15 protein-coding genes and 1 tRNA gene are annotated in these 19,926 nt (G+C 61.2%); 2 read left to right on the forward strand and 14 right to left on the reverse strand.

Annotated features, from left to right (window positions below; genetic code table 11):
• The 5 genes from tuf to K0U62_06280 all read right to left on the reverse strand — a co-directional run.
• Nucleotides 1-1,306: elongation factor Tu (gene tuf / locus K0U62_06260; GenBank protein MCH9801125.1), on the reverse strand; the 1,306-nt coding region annotated here is incomplete at its 3' end.
• A gap of 205 nt (nucleotides 1,307-1,511) precedes the next feature.
• Nucleotides 1,512-3,563, reverse strand: coding sequence for an elongation factor G (gene fusA / locus K0U62_06265; GenBank protein ID MCH9801126.1), 2,052 nt, complete (start codon nucleotides 3,561-3,563; stop codon nucleotides 1,512-1,514).
• Nucleotides 3,564-3,626: 63 nt separating this feature from the next.
• Nucleotides 3,627-4,097: a 30S ribosomal protein S7 gene (gene rpsG / locus K0U62_06270; protein ID MCH9801127.1), complete on the reverse strand. Its 471-nt coding sequence runs from the start codon at nucleotides 4,095-4,097 to the stop codon at nucleotides 3,627-3,629.
• The gene (gene rpsL / locus K0U62_06275; GenBank protein ID MCH9801128.1) at nucleotides 4,097-4,471 is read right to left on the reverse strand and encodes a 30S ribosomal protein S12; all 375 of its coding nucleotides are present in this window, start codon (nucleotides 4,469-4,471) and stop codon (nucleotides 4,097-4,099) included. Before rpsL ends, rpsG begins: the two co-directional genes overlap by 1 nt.
• Nucleotides 4,472-4,806: 335 nt before the next feature.
• A complete protein-coding gene (locus K0U62_06280) occupies nucleotides 4,807-5,841 on the reverse strand; it encodes an NAD(P)H-quinone oxidoreductase (GenBank protein ID MCH9801129.1) in 1,035 nt (344 codons plus the stop codon).
• Nucleotides 5,842-5,943: 102 nt separating this feature from the next.
• Between K0U62_06280 and K0U62_06285 the strand changes: the two genes are divergently transcribed.
• Nucleotides 5,944-6,531 carry a hypothetical protein gene (locus tag K0U62_06285; protein MCH9801130.1) on the forward strand — a complete coding sequence of 196 codons (588 nt, stop codon included), beginning with the start codon at nucleotides 5,944-5,946 and terminating at the stop codon, nucleotides 6,529-6,531.
• Nucleotides 6,532-6,690: 159 nt separating this feature from the next.
• Here the strand turns inward: K0U62_06285 and K0U62_06290 are convergent, their stop codons facing one another.
• The 9 genes from K0U62_06290 to K0U62_06330 form a co-directional block, all read right to left on the reverse strand.
• Nucleotides 6,691-10,581, reverse strand: a complete 3,891-nt coding sequence (locus K0U62_06290; protein MCH9801131.1) for a DNA-directed RNA polymerase subunit beta' — start codon at nucleotides 10,579-10,581, stop codon at nucleotides 6,691-6,693.
• A gap of 72 nt (nucleotides 10,582-10,653) precedes the next feature.
• On the reverse strand, nucleotides 10,654-14,115 hold the full coding sequence (gene rpoB / locus K0U62_06295) for a DNA-directed RNA polymerase subunit beta (protein MCH9801132.1): 3,462 nt from the start codon (nucleotides 14,113-14,115) through the stop codon (nucleotides 10,654-10,656).
• Between the two features lie 395 nt (nucleotides 14,116-14,510).
• On the reverse strand, nucleotides 14,511-14,903 hold the full coding sequence (rplL, locus tag K0U62_06300) for a 50S ribosomal protein L7/L12 (GenBank protein MCH9801133.1): 393 nt from the start codon (nucleotides 14,901-14,903) through the stop codon (nucleotides 14,511-14,513).
• A gap of 83 nt (nucleotides 14,904-14,986) precedes the next feature.
• Complete coding sequence (gene rplJ, locus K0U62_06305; protein MCH9801134.1) at nucleotides 14,987-15,649, reverse strand: 50S ribosomal protein L10; 663 nt, start codon at nucleotides 15,647-15,649, stop codon at nucleotides 14,987-14,989.
• A gap of 212 nt (nucleotides 15,650-15,861) precedes the next feature.
• A complete protein-coding gene (gene rplA, locus K0U62_06310; GenBank protein MCH9801135.1) occupies nucleotides 15,862-16,572 on the reverse strand; it encodes a 50S ribosomal protein L1 in 711 nt (236 codons plus the stop codon).
• 64 nt (nucleotides 16,573-16,636) lie between these two features.
• On the reverse strand, nucleotides 16,637-17,071 hold the full coding sequence (gene rplK, locus K0U62_06315) for a 50S ribosomal protein L11 (protein ID MCH9801136.1): 435 nt from the start codon (nucleotides 17,069-17,071) through the stop codon (nucleotides 16,637-16,639).
• Nucleotides 17,072-17,099: 28 nt separating this feature from the next.
• Nucleotides 17,100-17,978, reverse strand: a complete 879-nt coding sequence (gene nusG, locus K0U62_06320; protein MCH9801137.1) for a transcription termination/antitermination protein NusG — start codon at nucleotides 17,976-17,978, stop codon at nucleotides 17,100-17,102.
• Nucleotides 17,979-18,132: 154 nt separating this feature from the next.
• On the reverse strand, nucleotides 18,133-18,369 hold the full coding sequence (gene secE / locus K0U62_06325) for a preprotein translocase subunit SecE (GenBank protein MCH9801138.1): 237 nt from the start codon (nucleotides 18,367-18,369) through the stop codon (nucleotides 18,133-18,135).
• 44 nt (nucleotides 18,370-18,413) lie between these two features.
• A tRNA-Trp gene (locus tag K0U62_06330) sits at nucleotides 18,414-18,486 on the reverse strand.
• A gap of 204 nt (nucleotides 18,487-18,690) precedes the next feature.
• On the opposite strand from K0U62_06330, the gene K0U62_06335 reads away from it, so the two are divergent.
• Nucleotides 18,691-19,911, forward strand: coding sequence for a pyridoxal phosphate-dependent aminotransferase (locus tag K0U62_06335; protein ID MCH9801139.1), 1,221 nt, complete (start codon nucleotides 18,691-18,693; stop codon nucleotides 19,909-19,911).
• The last annotated feature ends 15 nt before the right edge of the window (nucleotides 19,912-19,926 follow it).

Here is a 19,926-nt window from a genome sequence, read left to right on the forward strand (position 1 = left end):
CCATGGCGATCGGCTGGATCAGCTCGACCGTCATCTGGGTGTTGTCGCCCGGCATGACCATCTCCACGCCGTCCGGCAGCACGCAGGAGCCCGTCACGTCCGTGGTGCGGAAGTAGAACTGCGGGCGGTAGTTGTTGAAGAACGGCGTGTGACGGCCACCCTCACGGATGGCAAACCGCAGACCCTCGTCCATGGCGACCGGCTGGATCAGCTCTACGCTCATCGCGGTGTCGTCACCGGGCATAACCATGTCCTTGCCGTCAGGCAGGGTCACGACGCCGGTCACGTCCGTGGTGCGGAAGTAGAACTGCGGCCGGTAGGAGTCGAAGAACGGTGTATGACGACCGCCCTCGTCCTTGGCCAGGATGTAGACCTGGGCCTCAAAGTCAGTATGCGGGGTGGTGGTGCCGGGCTTGACCACAACCTGGCCACGCTCGACGTCCTCACGCTTGGTGCCGCGCAGCAAGAGTCCGACGTTCTCGCCAGCCTGGCCCTCGTCGAGCAGCTTGCGGAACATCTCCACACCGGTGACAGTAGTGGTCTGCTTGTCGGGACGGATGCCCACGATCTCGACCTCTTCGTTCACCTTGACCACACCGCGCTCGATGCGGCCGGTGACGACAGTGCCGCGACCGGTAATGGTGAAGACGTCCTCCACCGGCATCAGGAACGGCTTGTCGATGTCGCGCTCCGGCGTCGGGATGTACTCGTCAACCTGACCCATCAACTCGAGAATCGACTCGCCCCACTTCTCGTCACCCTGCAGAGCGGGGAAAGCAGCAACCTTCACGACCGGGATATCGTCGCCGGGGAACTCGTAGCTGCTCAGCAGCTCACGCACCTCTAGCTCGACCAGCTCGAGGATTTCCTCGTCGTCGACCATGTCGCACTTGTTCAGCGCCACTACGATCGAGGGCACACCCACCTGGCGAGCAAGCAGGACGTGCTCCTTGGTCTGCGGCATCGGGCCGTCAGTGGCCGCCACAACCAGGATCGCGCCGTCCATCTGAGCGGCACCGGTGATCATGTTCTTGATGTAGTCCGCGTGACCGGGGCAGTCCACGTGAGCGTAGTGGCGGGTCTCGGTCTCGTACTCAACGTGAGCAATCGAGATGGTGATACCGCGCTGCCGCTCTTCGGGAGCCTTGTCGATGTCCTCGAACGGAGTGAAAGGGTTCATTTCCGGGTACTTGTCGTGCAGCACCTTGGTGATTGCCGCCGTCAGCGTCGTCTTCCCGTGGTCGATGTGACCGATGGTGCCGATGTTGACGTGGGGCTTTGTCCGTTCAAACTTCGCCTTCGCCACTGGGGTCCTCCTTGACCTCGTTACGTGTGCTGGCGGCGATCGTTACTGATCCGATCGCTGCCGTGCTCGTTGGGGGTGAGCATTCCCTGTTGTTTCTATTCCCACTGATAGCGGGATCAATCCGCTTCCAGCTATTTTGTTGTCGATTCAGTTGTGATGTTTGGTTGTAGTTACTCCGGTAGCCGCAGCCACTGGAGAGTTTGGGTTATTCCCCCCGAGCTTTCGCAATAATTTCTTCCGCCACGCTGTTCGGGACCTGGGCGTAGGAGTCGAACTGCATCGAGTACGACGCTCGGCCCTGAGTCCGGCTGCGCAGATCTCCCACATAGCCGAACATTTCCGAGAGCGGCACCGTGGCCGTGACCACGCGGGCTCCCGAACGCTCATCCATGGCCTGGACCTGACCGCGACGGGAGTTGATGTCGCCAATCACATCACCCATGAAGTCTTCCGGGGTGATGACCTCAACCGCCATCATTGGCTCCAGTAATGCTGGCCCCGCTCGACGGGCGGCTTCCTTGAAGGCCATCGATCCGGCGATCTTGAAGGCCAACTCGCTGGAGTCAACGTCATGGTAGGCACCGTCTTGCAGTACTACCTTGACGTCCACCATCGGGTAACCGGCTAGCACGCCGAACTCCATTGCGTCCTGGCAACCGGCATCCACGCTGGGGATGTACTCCCGCGGGATACGACCACCGGTGACCTTGTTCTCGAACTCGTAGCCACCGTCGCCTTCACCGCCAGTGGGCTCAACGTCGATGATGACGCGACCGAACTGTCCGGAACCACCGGTTTGCTTCTTGTGGGTGTACTCCACCTTCTTCACCGGCTTGGTGATGGTTTCGCGGTAGGCCACCTGTGGCTTACCTACGTTGGCCTCGACCTTGAACTCCCGGCGCATACGGTCTACCAACACCTCAAGGTGCAGCTCGCCCATACCGGAGATGATCGTCTGACCGGTTTCCTCATCCGAACGGACCTGGAAGGTGGGGTCCTCCTCTGCCAGCCGCTGGATGGCGGTGGCCAACTTGTCCTGGTCACTCTTGGTCTTCGGCTCAATCGCCACCGAAATCACTGGCGCTGGGAAGGTCATGGACTCCAGCACTACCGGGTCACCTTGATCACACAGCGTCTCGCCCGTGGTGGACTGCTTCAGCCCCATTACTGCAACGATCTCACCGGCACCGACCGAGTCGATTTCCTCACGCTTGTTGGCGTGCATCCGGTAAATCTTGCCGATGCGCTCCTTCTTCTCACGCACAGAGTTGAGCACGTTGCCACCAGCGGTCAAAGTTCCGGAGTAGACCCGCAAGTAGGTCAACTTGCCCAGGTGCGGATCACTCATGATCTTGAAGGCCAGCGCTGACATCGGGGCGTCACTGTTGGGCTCCCGGAGAATGACAGTCTCCTCATCGCCGACCTTGTGTCCCTCAACCGCCTCAACATCGAGCGGGGAGGGCAGGTAGTCGACAACAGCGTCCAGTAGCGGCTGCACACCCTTGTTCTTGAAGGCGGTACCACACAAGACCGGGGTCAACGAGTCCGCCAAGGTAGCGCGACGGATGGCGGCTTTTAGTTCCTCGACATTGGGCTCTTCGCCCTCGAGGTACTTCTCCATCATCTCGTCGTCGTTCTCGGCGATAGTCTCCAGCAACCGATCACGCCATTCCCGGGCAGCTTCGGTGTGGGTATCAGGAATCTCCTGCTCCTCGTAGCTCTCGCCCAGCTTGGTGTCTTCCGGCCATACCAATGCTTTCATCGACACCAAATCGACGACGCCCTGGAACGAAGCCTCAGCGCCGATCGGCAACTGCAGCACCAGCGGCGTGGCGTTGAGCCGAGAGATGATCATGTCCACACAGCGGTGGAACTCCGCACCAGTACGGTCAAGTTTGTTGATGAAGCAAATCCGCGGGACCCGGTAGCGATCAGCCTGTCGCCACACAGTTTCCGACTGTGGCTCGACACCGGCAACGCCGTCGAAAACTGCTACCGCACCGTCGAGCACCCGCAGGGAACGCTCAACCTCAACAGTGAAGTCGACGTGGCCCGGCGTATCGATGATGTTGATCTGGTGATCGCGCCAGTGACAGGTGGTCGCAGCAGAGGTGATCGTGATGCCACGCTCCTGCTCCTGCTCCATCCAGTCCATGGTGGCGGCACCCTCATGAACTTCACCGATCTTGTAGTTGATGCCGGTGTAGAACAGGATGCGCTCGGTCGTCGTGGTTTTGCCCGCGTCGATATGCGCCATGATGCCGATATTGCGGACATCGCCCAGTTCTGTCGCCACTTCAGTCTCCGTCGTTCTCGTGGGTTACCAGCGGTAGTGGGCAAAGGCCTTGTTAGCCTCCGCCATCTTGTGAATGTCTTCGCGCTTCTTCACAGCGGCACCGAGGCCGTTGGACGCGTCCAAGATTTCATTCATCAGTCGCTCGGTCATGGTGCGCTCGCGGCGCTCCCGGGCGTAGGTCACCAGCCAGCGCAGGGCCAGCGTGGTGGAACGCCCTCGGCGAACTTCAATCGGCACCTGGTAGGTGGCGCCGCCGACCCGGCGGGAACGTACCTCAAGGGTGGGGCTGACGTTGTCGATGGCACGACGAAGCGTCACCACCGGATCAGCTTCGGTCTTGACGGCGGCACCTTCTAAGGCGCCGTAGACGATGCTCTGCGCAGTCGAGCGCTTGCCATCCTGCAGGATCTTGTTGACCAACTGGGTCACCAACTCAGATTCGTAGACCGGATCAGCGATAACGGGTCGCTTATCGGCGGGACCTTTGCGCGGCATCAGCCCTTCTCCTTCTTCGCTCCGTAGCGGCTACGTGCCTGCTTGCGATCCTTCACACCCTGGGTGTCGAGCGAACCGCGCACGATCTTGTAACGCACACCCGGCAGATCCTTCACACGGCCACCGCGCACCAGCACGATTGAGTGCTCCTGCAGGTTGTGGCCGACGCCGGGAATGTAGGCAGTCACCTCGATGCCGCTGGACAGCCGCACGCGGGCGACCTTCCGCAGCGCCGAGTTCGGCTTCTTGGGGGCAGTGGTGTAGACGCGAGTGCAGACGCCACGGCGCTGGGGACTTCCCTTAAGCGCAGGGGTCTTGTTCTTCGCGATCTTGTCCTGCCGGCCCTTGCGGACCAGTTGCTGGATGGTGGGCACGTGCTCTCCAGTCCGTTGCTCGCTGGTGTCATCCAAATCGGACGGGTGTCCGATTTGTCCCTTCCACGCGGTCGGGTGTGTCGCGCAGCCAGTTAGCAGCGAAACTCAGTCCGAGTCACGGGTTGGTCTGGGCCCGGATGGTTGATTCCCCTCCCAAGCGAGGGAGGCGATCCATGACCGGGGCCCATGCAGTACCCAGCGGTTACCGGGCACGGTTCACCAGAATACTCATACGGCAGGCCAGCGGTCAAAGGCAGTACCGCCGAAAATCCCCCAAGTGACCTACTCCACTTTTACCGGGGCCATGCAAGCGGGCGCAGCCAGCCTGTGATGTATCAACTGGCTGGGCCGCTGGGCACTAGATCCGGCACCCCGGCGGCGACATTTCGCTCAGGTAGCAGCAGGAACTTGCCAAAGTGAGTACTTGCCGCCAGCTCCTCATGAGCAACAGCCGCATCCGCAAGCGGTAGCGCACGCTCCACCACCGGCTCGATCTTTCCGGCGGCCATCAGCGGCCAGACCTCCGCAACCACCTGCTGGCAAATATCGGCTTTCTCCGCAGTGGGCCGAGCGCGTAAAGATGTGCCCATGACAGTGGCCCGTCTGCTCAGCAGTCGACCCAAATCTAGTTCGGCATTAGTACCGCCCTGCAACCCAATAACCACCAATCGACCGCTGATCGCGAGCGAATGCAGATTCCGATCGAGGTACTTCGCGCCCACGACATCTAGGATCACGTCGGCGCCATGTCCATCCGTGATCTCCTTGACTCGGGAGACAAAGTCCTCCTCCCGATAGTCAATAGCTGCATCCGCTCCCAGCGTGAGACAACCAGCGACCTTGCCCGGTGACCCAGCCGTGGCGATGACCTTGGCGCCAATGGCCTTGGCCCATTGGATGGCGAAAGTGCCGATGCCGCTGCCGCCACCGTGAATCAGGAGCCACTCACCTGCCTGGAGTCCGGCTTTCATGGCGAGATTGGAGTAGACGGTGCAGGCGACTTCCGGCAACGCACCGGCGTCGACAAGCCCTACCCCCTCTGGCAGCGGCATTACCTGACCCGCCGGCACGGCGACTTGCTGGGCATACCCGCCGCCAGCCAGCAGTGCACAAACCTGCACCCCGGCGGGCAGACCGAGATCGGCCGCAGCGCCCGTTGATGCGATAGTCCCGCTGCACTCCAATCCCAAGATCTCACTCGCACCCGGCGGCGGTGGATAGAACCCTTGTCGCTGCAGTAAATCAGCGCGATTAACCCCAGCGGCAGTCACATTGATCACTACCTCACCCGGCCCCGGCACTGGTTCGGGAACCTCCGCCAGTTTCATGGTTTCCGGTCCGCCAGGTTCCGCTACTACTACCGCATGCATACCTCAACTCTAGCCGCCCCAGCTCTGCGCACTACTTCGCCACGACGCCCGATGCTCCCGATTTACCCAGGATCAACGGCCAGACCGGGCAGACTGAACCACATGCCAGAGAGCCCCGAAAACCTTGTCGAGACGACACCAGCAACGGCCTCCAGCTCAACCAACAGCTGGCTCAGCACCTTGACAAAGCGCTGGCTCGCTGGCGCTACGGGAATCGCGATCTTGTTCGGCCTGTTTGCGCTGGCACAACCCATCAATGTGTCGGGTAGCCCACTCCTGCTGTCGATAATGTGCTTCTTCCTGTTCACCTCGTACTGGGCGATATTCACAGTGGCACTCGTTCGACTGTCACGGTCATCACATCCGGTGGTCGACGGCGTGATCTTGCTCATGCTGCTCTTCGCCCTCCTCCTGCTGGGCTACGCCTACCTCTACTACTCGTTGTCCTTCTACGACGCTGAGGCATTCACCACCTCCATCGCTAGCAAGATTTCCGCGGTGTACTTTTCGGTCACGACGTTGAGCACTGTCGGCTTTGGTGAGATTTCACCCGGAAATGACACCGCCCGCCTCGTGGTGATGTCACAAATGATCCTTGATCTGACCTTGCTGGGCCTTGGCGTGAAGTTACTGTCCCAAGCCAGCAGGAATCGAGCCCAAGAGTTGGCCCATGCAAGCGATTCCAACTAGCTAGCTCCGCAGTCCTAGCCGGTCAGCACTGGCTCCCTCACTACTGCTTCGTATGGGTCGCGCTTCGCCACAACCCGGCATTGGCGCATTGGGCCGAAAAGCGTTGACCCCGATACCCAGCAAGGGTGATCGGGGTCAACATGAAGCTGCTGGTGCAGATCAGTAGCCGCGAGTGTCGAACTCCTCGAGAGCAACTGCCTCGCCGGTACTCTCGCCGAAGCCGTCCTCTTGGTAAGCGATGTCGTCGTAGGTAGTAAACGACGGGTACATCGCCTCCTTGGCCTCCTCGGTCGGATCGACCCGAATGTGGCGGTACTGTGGCATGCCCGTCCCCGCGGGGATCAGCTTGCCCAGAATCACATTCTCCTTCAGACCCTGCAGGTTGTCCCGCTTCGCCTGAATGGCGGCGTCGGTGAGCACCTTGGTGGTCTCCTGGAACGAAGCCGCGGACAGCCACGACTCGGTCGCCAGCGAGGCCTTGGTAATACCCATCAGCTCCGGGCGGCCAGAGGCGGGTTCGCCACCTTCGCTCACCACGAGCTTGTTGCCACTCTCGAACTGGCCACGGTCCACCAACTCAGCCGTCAGGAAATCCGAGTCCCCGGAGTCCAAGATGGTGATCCGACGCAACATCTGCCGCAGGATGACCTCGATGTGCTTATCGTGAATCGACACACCCTGACTGCGGTACACCTTCTGCACCTCGTCAACAAGGAACCGCTGCACTGCTCGCTGGCCTTGCACCTTGAGCACGTCCTTAGGGTCAATGACACCCTTCACTAGCTGAGTGCCAGCGGCGATTTCTTGACCGTCCTCGACCAAGAGTTCCGAGCGCTTCGACACCTTGTGTTCCTTGGCATCGGGATCGTTCTCGTCGCCTACCTCGCGCACAACGACCTTGCGGGTCTTGTCCGTATCCCGGATTTCGACCACGCCAGCCTTCTCCGCGATGGGCGCATAACCCTTGGGGGTGCGGGCCTCAAACAGCTCCACAACCCTGGGCAGACCCTGGGTGATGTCGTCACCAGCAACGCCACCGGTGTGGAAGGTACGCATCGTCAGCTGAGTACCTGGCTCACCAATGGACTGCGCGGCCACAATGCCCACCGCTTCGCCAACGTCGACCAACTGCCCGGTGGCCAGGCTCTGGCCATAGCAGGAAGCACAGATGCCCGACAGGCTCTTGCAGTGCATCACCGAACGGACGCGCACTGACTGCACCCCGGACGCGACCAGCTGGCGAATCAACGGCATGGTGATTTGGGCACCAGCAGGGATGACAACATCACCGTCTACGACAACATCCGCTGCAACCAACCGCGAAGCGACTGCGGTGTCAACGTTGTCGACCAGGTTGCCTTCGGCGTCTGCAATCGGCTTGTCCAGGCTCATCCGGGTGTGGCAGTCCAGATCGCGAACGATCAGGTCCTGAGACACGTCTACCAGCCGGCGGGTGAGGTAGCCGGAGTCGGCGGTTCGCAGCGCGGTATCGGCCAAACCCTTACGGGCGCCGTGGGTGGAGATGAAGTATTCCAACACCGTCAACCCCTCACGGAAGTTGGCCTTGATCGGACGCGGAATCGTTTCACCCTTGGGATTGGCTACCAGCCCACGCATACCCGCGATCTGTCGAATCTGGCTGTAGTTACCACCAGCACCCGAGGACACCATCTCCGCGATGCTGTTGTCGGTCGGCAGGTTGGCGCGCATCGCCTTGTCGACCTCGTCAGTAGCGCGAGTCCAGATCTTGATGAGCTCCTCACGGCGCTCCTGATCGGTCATCGCACCGAGCTCAACCTTGGCATCGATCTTTGCAGCCTGTGCCTCTGCGTCAGCCAGGATTTCTTTCTTCGCCGGCGGCGGTACGACATCCTCGATAGAGATGGTCACACCTGACCGAGTCGCCCAGTAGAAGCCCAACTCCTTGAGCCGGTCCAACGTCTCGGCGATTTCGATCTTCATGTACCGCTCGGACAACCAGTTCACCAGGTCGCCCAGGGCTTTCTTGTCCACCTGCTCGTTGACCCAGGGATAGTCGCTGGGCAGGGCCTCATTGAACAGTACGCGGCCGATGGTGCTCTCCAACACGAACTCATCGCCGAAGGAGAAACCTTCAGGTAACTCCGCGCCAGCCGGCGGCTCCTCAGCCACGAGGCGGACCTTGATCGGCGCATTCAGATCGATTTCACCGTTGTCGTAGGCCATCAACGCCTCGTCCGGGCTCGTGAACGCCCGGCCTTCACCGGTGGCGCCCTCGATCCTGTCGGTCAGGTGATAGATGCCGAGCACCATGTCCTGAGTCGGTGTGGTGATCGGCTTGCCGTTTGCCGGGGACAGGATGTTGTTGCTGGACAGCATCAAAATCCGAGCCTCAGCTTGCGCTTCCGGCGACAGCGGCAAGTGCACCGCCATCTGGTCACCGTCAAAGTCAGCGTTGAACGCGGTGCAGACCAGCGGGTGAATCTGGATGGCCTTGCCCTCAATCAACTGCGGCTCGAAGGCCTGAATGCCGAGTCGGTGCAGCGTGGGCGCCCGGTTCAGTAGAACCGGATGCTCGGCGATGGCTTCTTCCAACACCGCCCAGACATCGGCGTAGGCGTGGCCGCCACCTGGGGCACGCTCGACGCGCCGCTTGGCTGCCTTGATGTTCTGCGAGTGCCCGAGTTCCACGAGACGCTTCATGACGAACGGCTTGAATAGCTCCAGTGCCATCTGCTTGGGCAGACCACACTGATGCAGTTCGAGTTGCGGACCGACCACAATCACGGAACGACCGGAATAATCCACCCGCTTACCGAGCAGGTTCTGCCGGAAGCGACCCTGCTTGCCCTTGAGCATGTCCGACAGCGACTTCAGTGCCCGGTTACCCGGCCCCGTCACCGGCCGGCCGCGACGACCGTTGTCGAACAACGCGTCCACGGCCTCCTGCAGCATGCGCTTCTCGTTGTTGACGATGATCTCGGGTGCACCCAAATCGATCAATCGCTTCAACCGGTTGTTGCGGTTGATCACTCGGCGGTATAGGTCATTGAGGTCAGAGGTAGCGAATCGGCCACCGTCCAACTGCACCATGGGGCGAAGGTCCGGTGGGATCACCGGTACCGCGTCCAGCACCATGCCGAGCGGGGAGTTCGTGGTGCTCAGGAACGCGGAGATCACCTTGAGTCGCTTCAGCGCCCTGGTCTTCTTCGCACCGGTACCAGTGCGGACGATCTCCCGCAGTTTCTCTGCTTCACCGGCCAAGTCGAAGGTGGCTAGCCGGTGCCGGATGGCCGCGGCACCCATGTGCCCTTCGAACCACTTACCGTAGCGGTCTTCCATCTCCCGGTAGAGCCGCTCGTCCCCTTCGAGGCTTTGCACCTCGAGAGTACGGAACCGCTCAAAGACTGACTTCAGGAAGTCCACCCGGTCATCGGCCTTCTTACGAATCTGCCGCATCTCGCGCTCAGCGCCGTCCTTGACCTTGCGCTTCGCGTCGGACTTGGCGCCCTCTTCTTCCAGCTGTGCCAGGTCCTCTTCCAACTTGGCGAGTCGTTTGTTGATCTCGTCATCACGGCGCTGTTCGATGCGACCAGTCTCTTCGCCCAGTCGCGATTCCAACGAAGGCAGCGCCTCGTGACGACCCTCTTCATCCACGCGAGTGATCATGTGAGCGGCGAAATAGATGACCTTCTCAAGATCCTTCGGAGCCAGGTCGAGCAAGTAGCCCAACCGGCTAGGTACACCCTTGAAGTACCAAATATGAGTGACCGGCGCAGCCAGCTCAATGTGACCCATCCGCTCGCGGCGCACCTTGGCTCGGGTGACCTCAACACCACAGCGTTCACAGATGATGCCCTTGAAGCGCACCCGCTTGTACTTGCCGCAGTAGCATTCCCAGTCCCGGGTCGGGCCGAAGATTTTTTCGCAGAACAGCCCGTCCCGCTCTGGCTTCAGCGTCCGGTAGTTGATGGTCTCTGGCTTTTTCACCTCACCGTGAGACCACGCGCGAACATCGTCTCCGGTGGCCAAGCCAATCTGTAGTTGATCGAAGTAGTTGACGTCGAGCACTTTGTACTCCCTCTCGTCCGGCGGTCGTTATATAGCTGTGGGTGCGGCGGGGCTCATAGCCCCGCCGCCTAGTTAGATGTCGTCGACGGAAGCCGACTCTTTGCGAGACAGGTCAATGCCGAGTTCCTCGGCGGTGCGATATAGGTCCTCCTCGGAGTCCCTCATCTCAATGGCCATACCGTCCGCTGACAACACCTCAACATTGAGGCACAGCGACTGCATTTCCTTCACCAGCACCTTGAACGATTCCGGAATGCCTGGCTCCGGAATGTTCTCGCCCTTCACGATGGCCTCGTACACCTTCACGCGGCCGTGGGTGTCATCGGACTTGATCGTGAGCAGTTCCTGCAACGCGTAGGCGGCGCCATAGGCCTCCAGCGCCCAGACCTCCATCTCGCCGAACCGCTGGCCACCGAACTGGGCCTTACCGCCCAGCGGCTGCTGCGTGATCATCGAGTAGGGGCCGGTGCTGCGCGCGTGGATCTTGTCATCCACGAGGTGCAGCAGTTTCAGGATGTAGATGTAACCCACCGACACCGGATCCGGGAACGGTTCACCGGAGCGGCCGTCGAACAACCGCGCCTTACCGTCCCGGCCGACCAAGACCTGACCGTCCTCATCGGGACGGGCGTGATCCATCAACGCACCCAATGCCTCACCCTGAACACCGTCGAACACCGGAGTGGCGACATTGGTTCCTGGGGCTGCCGCACGTACTGCTTCGGGAATACCGCTGTCGTCCGCAATCCCAGCGGGGACGTCCCACCCGGACTGGGCCACCCAGCCGAGGTGAGTCTCCAGAATCTGACCCAGATTCATCCGGCGTGGCACACCCAGCGGGTTAAGGACCACGTCGACCGGAGTGCCGTCCTCAAGGAACGGCATATCTTCCACCGGCAGGATCTTGGCGATAACACCCTTGTTTCCGTGGCGGCCAGCGAGCTTGTCACCTTCGGTGATCTTGCGCTTTTGGGCCACGTGAACCCGAACCATCTGATTGACGCCCGGCGATAGCTCGGAGTCGCCGTCATCCCGGTCGAACATTTGCGTGGCGATTACCTTGCCGCTCTCACCGTGGGGAACGCGCAGCGAAGTGTCGCGAACTTCCTTAGCTTTCTCACCGAAGATTGCCCGCAGTAACCGCTCCTCTGGCGTGAGCTCTGTCTCGCCCTTCGGCGTGGTTTTACCCACCAGGATGTCGCCGGACTGCACATCAGCGCCAACTCGCACAATGCCGCGCTCGTCGAGTTCCGCAAGCGCTTCATCAGACAGGTTGGGGATGTCCCGGGTGATTTCTTCCGGTCCCAACTTGGTATCCCGCGCGTCCACTTCGTGTTCCTCGATGTGGATGCTGGACAACACGTCGTCACGGACAAGCCGCTCCGACAAGATGATGGCGTCCTCGTAGTTGTGACCTTCCCACGGCATGAATGCCACGAGCAGGTTCTTGCCAAGCGCCAACTCACCTTCATCGGTGGAGGGACCGTCAGCGATGACATCGCCGCCGAGAACCTGCTGTCCCACCGAGACGATTGGCTTCTGGTTATAGCTGGTGCCCTGATTAGAACGACGAAACTTGTGCAAGCCGTAGTCGCGAATCGAACCGTCTTCAGTCTCGATTGAGATCAGGTCTGCCGACACCTCAATCACGGTGCCGTCCTCGTAAGCCACAACAACGTCGCCGGCATCCTTTGCTGCCCGACGCTCCATGCCAGTACCGACCAGCGGCGCCTCGGATTGCAGCAACGGCACTGCCTGCCGCTGCATGTTGGAGCCCATCAGCGCGCGGTTGGCATCGTCATGCTCCAAGAACGGGATCATGGCGGTCGCAACCGACACCATTTGGCGCGGGGAAACATCCACGTAATCCACGTCAGTGCCGTGCACGTAGTCCACTTCCCCGCCACGACGACGAACCAGTACGCGCTCGTCCACGAAGGTGCCGTCAGCATTCAGCGCAGAGTTGGCCTGCGCGATCACGTGACGATCCTCTTCGTCCGCAGACAGATAGTCGACCGAGTCGGAGACCACTCCCTCCACCACGCGGCGGTACGGGGTTTCGACGAATCCATACGGATTCACGCGACCGTAGGTAGCCAACGAACCGATCAGGCCGATGTTCGGACCTTCCGGAGTCTCGATCGGGCACATCCGGCCGTAGTGCGAGGGGTGTACGTCACGAACTTCGAAGCCAGCCCGCTCACGGGACAGACCGCCCGGACCTAACGCCGACAGTCGACGCTTGTGGGTCAGCCCGGCCAGTGGGTTGGTCTGGTCCATGAACTGCGACAGCTGCGAAGTACCGAAGAATTCCTTGATAGCGGCGTTCAGCGGAGTGATCTTGATCAGCGACTGCGGCGTGATGGCCTCCACATCGCTGGTACCCATCTTCTCGCCCACCAGTCGCGCCATCCGAGTCAAGCCGGTGCGGATCTGGTTTTGGATCAACTCACCAACAGTGCGCAGTCGACGGTTCCCGAAGTGATCGATGTCATCGGTCTCTACCGGAATTTCGCCGCGCGGGCTCTCCAGCGTCTGCTGACCGGCGTGAAGCGCAGCCAGGTAGTCGATAGTGGCAACCATGTCCTCGACCGTCAGCACAACCTCGGTCAACGGCAGGTCGAGGCCCAACTTCTTGTTGACCTTGTAGCGGCCGACCTTGGCTAGGTCGTAGCGCTTGTCGTTGAAGTAGTAGTTGTCCAACAGGTTCCGACCGTTGTCCACAGTGGGCGGTTCGCCGGGTCGCATCTTGCGGTAAATGTCCAAGAACGCTTCATCCTGGGTGGTGACGGTGTCCTTCTCAAGGGTCCGCATGATCGACTCGTACTGGCCAAATCGCTCCTGGATTTCCTCCGGAGTCATACCCAGCGCCTTCAACAGCACGGTCACGTTCTGCTTGCGCTTGCGGTCCAACCGGACGCTGACGATGTCTTTTTTATCGATCTCGAACTCAAGCCAAGCGCCACGACCTGGAATCACTCGACCCACGAACACATCTTTGTCAGTGGTCTTATCGACCGAAGACTCGAAGTACACGCCTGGCGACCGCACGAGCTGGGACACGACGACCCGCTCGGTGCCGTTGATGATGAACGTACCTTTGTCCGTCATCAGCGGGTAGTCACCCATGAAGACCGTCTGGCTCATGCTGACGCCAGTCTCAGTGTTCTCAAAGGTCGCCGTCACGAACAGTGGCGCCGCGTAGGTGAGGTCCTTTTCCCGGCACTCATCAACCGACTTTTTCGGCTCTTCGAGATAGAAATCATCGAAGCTGAGCGACATGTTGCCCTGCGAATCGCTGATCTGGCCGATCTCTTCGAACACTTCCTCCATACCGGACTTTTCCGGTACGTCGTCGCGCCCTTCGGCGCGGGCAGCTTCGAGTCGAGCCTGCCAATGTTCGTTGCCCACCAGCCAGTCAAAGGAGTCGATCTGCAAACTCAGCAGATCGGGGACCTCTAACGGCTCGCGAATACGAGCGAAAGAGACGCGGGTGGAACCAGTATTGCTTTCAGAAGGAAGCGTGGCGGTCAAGAAGGGTCCTTCCCAAGTTCGCGCGACACCGACCCGTCCCTACCCGCACCATTCATCTCGGACGACGCTACCGAGATGCTCCGGAACCGGGAGTGCCTGCGCGGCTGTGGGCACACCGGTGGCCGGGGGTTCATCTGATATGGGACGCAACCACTAACACTACGGGCATTTTTGGCGCATGTCTAGAGAGGACCGAAAATTTTCGATCCCTGGTCCACCGCCGCACGGTGGAGGTGACTCGATGATGGTCGGACAGGAAATCGGAGTCAAGCGATACACCCCAATCGGCCGCAGTTTCTTGCGGTACCGCCCGAAACACCGCCCAGAAAAGCCGATGGGGCAGCCCGGATAACCGGACTACCCCATCGCGAACCGGCCAGTAGCGGCCGGCTAGGTCACTTCACCGAAACGGTGGCACCAGCGCCTTCCAGCGCTTCCTTGGCCTTGTCGGCTGCTTCCTTGTCGACACCCTCGAGGACCGCCTTGGGCGCACCCTCAACCAGATCCTTGGCTTCCTTCAGACCCAGGTCAGTCAGTCCGCGGACCTCCTTGATGACCTGAATTTTCTTGTCGCCGGCCGATTCCAGGACAACGTCAAACTCGTCCTGCTCGGCAGCGGCGCCATCGGCGTCGCCTCCGGCTGCCGGAACACCGGCAGCTGCAACCGCGACCGGTGCGGCGGCGGTCACCTCAAACGTTTCCTCGAACTGCTTGACGAACTCGCTGAGTTCGACCAGCGTCATCTCTTTGAATGCATCCAGCAATTCATCAGTGCTGAGCTTCGCCATGTTGGCGTTCCTTTCTAGTTGCTCCGGCGGGGGGCCGGACTCCGTGACGGACCGTCGTCGCCGACGGCGGATGGGTCAGGGCGTCAGCCCTCCTGTGCCTCCGCGGCCGGAGCCTCGTCGGCAGCGGCTGGCTCGTCACCAGCCGTGGTCTTGGTTTCTTCTTCGGCCGCCACTTCCGGCTCGGCCGCCGCGGCAGCTGCTGGCTCGCCAGCACCACCGAGGACTGTGGGATCTGCCTCCGCCTTGGCGCGAAGCGCCTCTAGCGAGCGGGCAGTTTGGGCCAGTGGCGCAGCAAACAGCGACACGGCCTGGGACATAGAGCCCTTCATGGCGCCAGCCAACTTGGCCAGCAGTACCTCGCGCGACTCCAGGTCGGCCAACTTGTTGATTTCGTCGGGGGTTAGCGGGCTGCCATCAAGATAGCCACCCTTGACCAATAGCGCCGGATGTTCTTTGCCGAACTCCTTCAGCCCCTTGGACGCCTCGACCGGGTCGCCAGTGATGAAAGCGATCGCCGACGGGCCAACCAGCATGTCGGCCATACCTTCGACTTCGGCCTCCTTGACCGCAATCTGGGTAAGAGTGTTCTTGACGACGATGTACTCGGCGTGGCCGCGCAGCGCACTGCGCAGTTCGCGCAGTTCGGCGACGGATAGACCACGGTATTCGGTGAGCACGGCACCAGAAGCGGAGCGGAAACGCTCAGTGAGATCGGCAACTGCCTTAGTCTTGTCGGCCCGCGACATAGGGGTCCTTTCGTTCGGACCACTGGTCGGCACAGCTCGACTGTCCGGCACTGCCGGAAGCGACCCGGTCTCCCGGGAACACTGTTCCACCTGCGCGGGTCGCCCTAAGGGGCTTTCGGTCGTATGACGGCCAGCGGTCTTCGGCTGCATTCAGGTTACGCGGTGGTGGCGGCTAGGTCAAAACCGGCCGCCAGCCAACGCTGGGGGTTGATTCAGTTGGCAGGTTCCGCGCTGCTGCGGATGCTGGCGGGATCAACCGGTACACCGGGTCCCATCGTGCTCGAGACCACAACCTTCTTCAGGTAGCGGCCCTTGGCACTCGACGGCTTCAACCGCAGCACTTCCTCCAGCGCAGCGTTAAAGTTGTCAGCAAGTTGCTCGGCAGAGAAGGATTTACGGCCGATTATGAACTGCAAGTTCGAGTGCTTGTCGATCCGGAACTCGATCTTGCCACCCTTAATCTCCTCAACCGCCTTGGCGACGTCCATGGTGACCGTGCCGGTTTTGGGGTTCGGCATCAAGCCGCGCGGGCCGAGCACCCGACCCAGCCGGCCGACCTTGCCCATCATGTCCGGGGTGGCGACTGCGGCATCGAATCCGGTCCAGCCCTCCGATACCTTCTCGATCATGTCGTCGCTACCGACAAAGTCGGCTCCGGCAGCGCGAGCCTCTTCGGCCTTTTCACCAGCTGCGAAGACCAGAACCCGCGCAGTCTTACCGGTGCCGTGCGGCAGGTTGACGGTGCCGCGAACCATTTGATCCGCTTTGCGGGGATCCACGCCGAGTCGAGCCGACACCTCGATGGTGGCGTCGAACTTCTCGGGGGCAATGTCCTTGACGAGCCCTACGGCATCGGCCGGCTCATACAGCCGACCCGCATCGATTCGCTCGACACCGGCGTTGTGTTTCTTTCCGTGCTTCATCTGTGTCTCCTCACAGTCGTGGTCAGCGGGCCACGGCGGCCCTGCCACTGGGTTGGTGGGCGGTTCAGCCCTCGACGGTCACGCCCATCTGGCGGGCGGTCCCTTCGATGATCTTCATGGCGGCGTCAATGTCATTGGCGTTTAGGTCCGGCATCTTGGTCTCCGCGATCTGTCGAACCTGATCGCGGGTGATGGAGCCGACCTTGTCGCGGTGCGGTTCACCCGAGCCCTTCTTGAGCCCGGCAGCCTTCAGTACCAACTTCGCCGCCGGTGGCGTCTTGGTGATGAAGTCGAACGAGCGGTCCTCGTAGACCGTGATCTCCACGGGAATCACTTCACCGCGCTGATTTTCGGTCGCTGCGTTGTAAGCCTTGCAGAACTCCATAATGTTCACGCCGTGCTGACCCAGCGCGGGGCCAACCGGCGGGGCCGGGTTTGCCTGCCCGGCTTGAATGTGCAGTTTGATAAGGCCGGCAACCTTTTTATTCTTCGGAGCCATCTTTCCTACCTTGTTGTCGGACGGGGGGTCAGGTGCGTTCCACCTGGTCAAACCGCAACTCGACCGGGGTGTCCCGACCGAACAGTTCGACCATTGCGGTGAGTTTGGCTGATTCGGTGCTGATGTCCGAAATCGTGGCCTGGAGCGTTGCGAACGGACCATCCACGACCGTCACTACGTCCCCTACAGAGTAATCGGAGGTCACAACCGGCTGTGGCGCGGCCGTCCCGCCTTGCTCAATCTCGACGCCAGCCTCAGCCACTTGCTCCTCTGCAGGCTTGCTCGGCTCCGGCTCCGCGAGCATGTTGACGACCTCGCTCAAGCTCAACGGGATCGGGTCGTTGGCGCTGCCGACGAAGCCAGTCACGCCGGGGGTGTGGCGGACCGCGCCCCAGGTGTCATCGTCGAGGTCCATCCGTACTAGCACGTAGCCGGGCAGTTTGATCCGACGGACCTTCTTGCGCTCACCTTTGCGGAACTCGGTGACCTCTTCTTCCGGAACTTCCACCTGGAAGATGCGGTCTTCCAGGTTCAGGGTTTCGCTGCGCTTCTCTAGATTCGCTTTGACGCGCTTCTCGTAGCCAGCGTAAGAGTGAATGACGTACCAGTCGCCCGGCAGCATGCTCAACGACTCAGCCAGGTCGATTTCTTCCAACGCCTCTTCGGCGGCCTCTTCGATCGCGGCTTCCGCGACGACGACCTCAGCTACGGCTTCCGTAACGGTTTCCGCAACGGCAGCTTCAGCGATCACCGCCTCCGCGACGACCTCAGCGGCGGCCGCGGGGGTGTCGGCAGACGCTAATGCTTCCGCCGCGGCTTCCTCGATAGCTGCTCCCGTGGCGGCGGCCTCTGCTACCACCTCAGCGGCGGCCTCTTCTACGACAGCCGACTCAACGGCGGCCTCCATCACTATGGCTGCTTCCGCCGCTGCCACCGCACTCTCTTCAGCTGCTGGCACGCTGGCCTCCTCGGAGGATCCAGGTTCGACGCTCTCCTCCCGAACACCGTCGGTCGGCTGCGTGGACTGTTCTGACACTTGTTGCTCTATTCCTTGTCGCTCGCTATTCACTGCCGAACAGGGCGAGAACGCCCTGGCCGAACACAAAGTCCAGCAGGGCAATGATCCCCGCCATGATCAGCACGAAGACGATCACCACACCGGTGTAGGTGATCAACTCCTTGCGGGTCGGCCAGATGACCTTCCGCAGTTCAGCGATTACCTCGCGCACGAAAAGAGAGATTCGGCCAAAAAAGCCGAGTTTCTCCCGGTCGGCGCTCGGCGCTCCGGTATCGCTCACTTCATACCCTCACTTCGCTGACGGTCTAGTGCCATCGGACTGAGCAGGGCCGGAGGGACTTGAACCCCCAACCGCCGGTTTTGGAGACCGGTGCTCTACCAGTTGAGCTACGACCCTGTGCTGAGTCACAGCCCACCCGTCGGACGCTAGTCAACAGGATGCTGACTGTCTAACCGTCGTCCGCCTGACCGTTGTCCGACTGCAAGTCGGCCGCTAGCAAGCGAGCAGGATGATGACACACCGGCATTGAGTGTAGATGCCAACGGGTGCCGGGTCCAATCCCGTTCGACTATTCGCGTCATCCGGGCGCGGCCCCGACCAATGATTGTCGTCTGTCAGGATAGACGCATGCACTCTCGGGTCTCACGCAGGATCGGCGATATCGCCGAATCAGCCACCCTCGCGGTGGACGCTAAAGCCAAGGCTATGCGGGCGGCGGGCGCCCCCGTGATCGGATTCGGGGCCGGTGAACCAGACTTTCCCACCCCCGACTACATCGTGGCAGCCGCAGTTGCTGCCGCGAGTGATCCGAAAAGCCACCGATACTCGCCAGCGGGCGGTCAACCTGCCCTGAAAGAGGCGATTGCGGCCAAAACGCTACGGGATTCCGGCCTCGAGGTTGCCCCCAATCAGGTCTTGGTGAGCAATGGCGGCAAGCAGGCGCTCTACAACACCTTCGCGACGCTGCTAGATCCCGGCGATGAGGTGCTCCTGCCGGCCCCCTACTGGACCACCTACCCCGAGTCGATTGCGCTGGCCGGCGGCGTCACCGTCGAGGTCCCCACCGATGAGACCACCGGTTACCGCACCAGCGTCGCGCAACTGGAGCAGTTCGTCACCGACAAAACCAAGCTGCTGGTTTTTGTTTCACCGTCCAACCCCACCGGAGCGGTCTACTCTCCCGCTGAGGTGGAAGCGATCGGCCGTTGGGCAGCCGATCGGGGACTCTGGGTGGTCACCGACGAGATCTACGAGCATTTGGTCTACGGCGATGCCGAATTTAGTTCCATGCCGGTGCTCACCCCGGATCTGCAAGATCGTTGTGTCGTGGTGAACGGCGTGGCCAAGACCTACGCGATGACTGGTTGGCGAGTGGGCTGGCTGATCGGACCAGCTGACGTAGTCAAGGCAGCCACCAACTTGCAATCACACGCCACCTCCAACGTCTGCAATGTCGCCCAGGCAGCTGCGCTCGCCGCAGTGAGTGGTGATCTGACCGTGGTGACGCAGATGCGCGAAGCCTTCGATCGGCGTCGCCAGTTGATCGTGGGTCTGCTGAACGACATCCCAGGAGTGGAATGTCCGATGCCGGAAGGCGCCTTCTACGCTTACCCGTCGGTCAAGGGTCTACTCGGACAACAGATCGCGGGCCGGACCCCGACAACGACGACCGAACTGGCCGAAATCATTTTGGATGAGGCGCAAGTAGCGGTAGTCCCGGGCGAGGCCTTCGGCACTCCCGGATATCTGCGGCTGTCCTACGCTCTCGGTGATGAGGACATCGCCACCGGAGTGGGTCGGATGGCCGAACTACTCACCTAGTCCGGCGCGCCGCTG

Source organism: Actinomycetes bacterium (genome assembly GCA_022599915.1).
In the GTDB taxonomy this organism is placed as follows: domain Bacteria; phylum Actinomycetota; class Actinomycetes; order S36-B12.

What these genes read in the sequence shown, in the direction of transcription:
- fusA (MCH9801126.1), bottom strand. Translation starts at nt 3,563, where the DNA reads ATGGCGCATATCGACGCGGGCAAAACCACGACGACCGAGCGCATCCTG.
- rpsG (MCH9801127.1), bottom strand. Translation starts at nt 4,097, where the DNA reads ATGCCGCGCAAAGGTCCCGCCGATAAGCGACCCGTTATCGCTGATCCG.
- K0U62_06280 (MCH9801129.1), bottom strand. Translation starts at nt 5,841, where the DNA reads ATGCATGCGGTAGTAGTAGCGGAACCTGGCGGACCGGAAACCATGAAA.
- K0U62_06285 (MCH9801130.1), top strand. Translation starts at nt 5,944, where the DNA reads ATGCCAGAGAGCCCCGAAAACCTTGTCGAGACGACACCAGCAACGGCC.
- rplL (MCH9801133.1), bottom strand. Translation starts at nt 14,903, where the DNA reads ATGGCGAAGCTCAGCACTGATGAATTGCTGGATGCATTCAAAGAGATG.
- rplJ (MCH9801134.1), bottom strand. Translation starts at nt 15,649, where the DNA reads ATGTCGCGGGCCGACAAGACTAAGGCAGTTGCCGATCTCACTGAGCGT.
- rplA (MCH9801135.1), bottom strand. Translation starts at nt 16,572, where the DNA reads ATGAAGCACGGAAAGAAACACAACGCCGGTGTCGAGCGAATCGATGCG.
- rplK (MCH9801136.1), bottom strand. Translation starts at nt 17,071, where the DNA reads ATGGCTCCGAAGAATAAAAAGGTTGCCGGCCTTATCAAACTGCACATT.
- nusG (MCH9801137.1), bottom strand. Translation starts at nt 17,978, where the DNA reads ATGGAGGCCGCCGTTGAGTCGGCTGTCGTAGAAGAGGCCGCCGCTGAG.
- K0U62_06335 (MCH9801139.1), top strand. Translation starts at nt 18,691, where the DNA reads ATGATTGTCGTCTGTCAGGATAGACGCATGCACTCTCGGGTCTCACGC.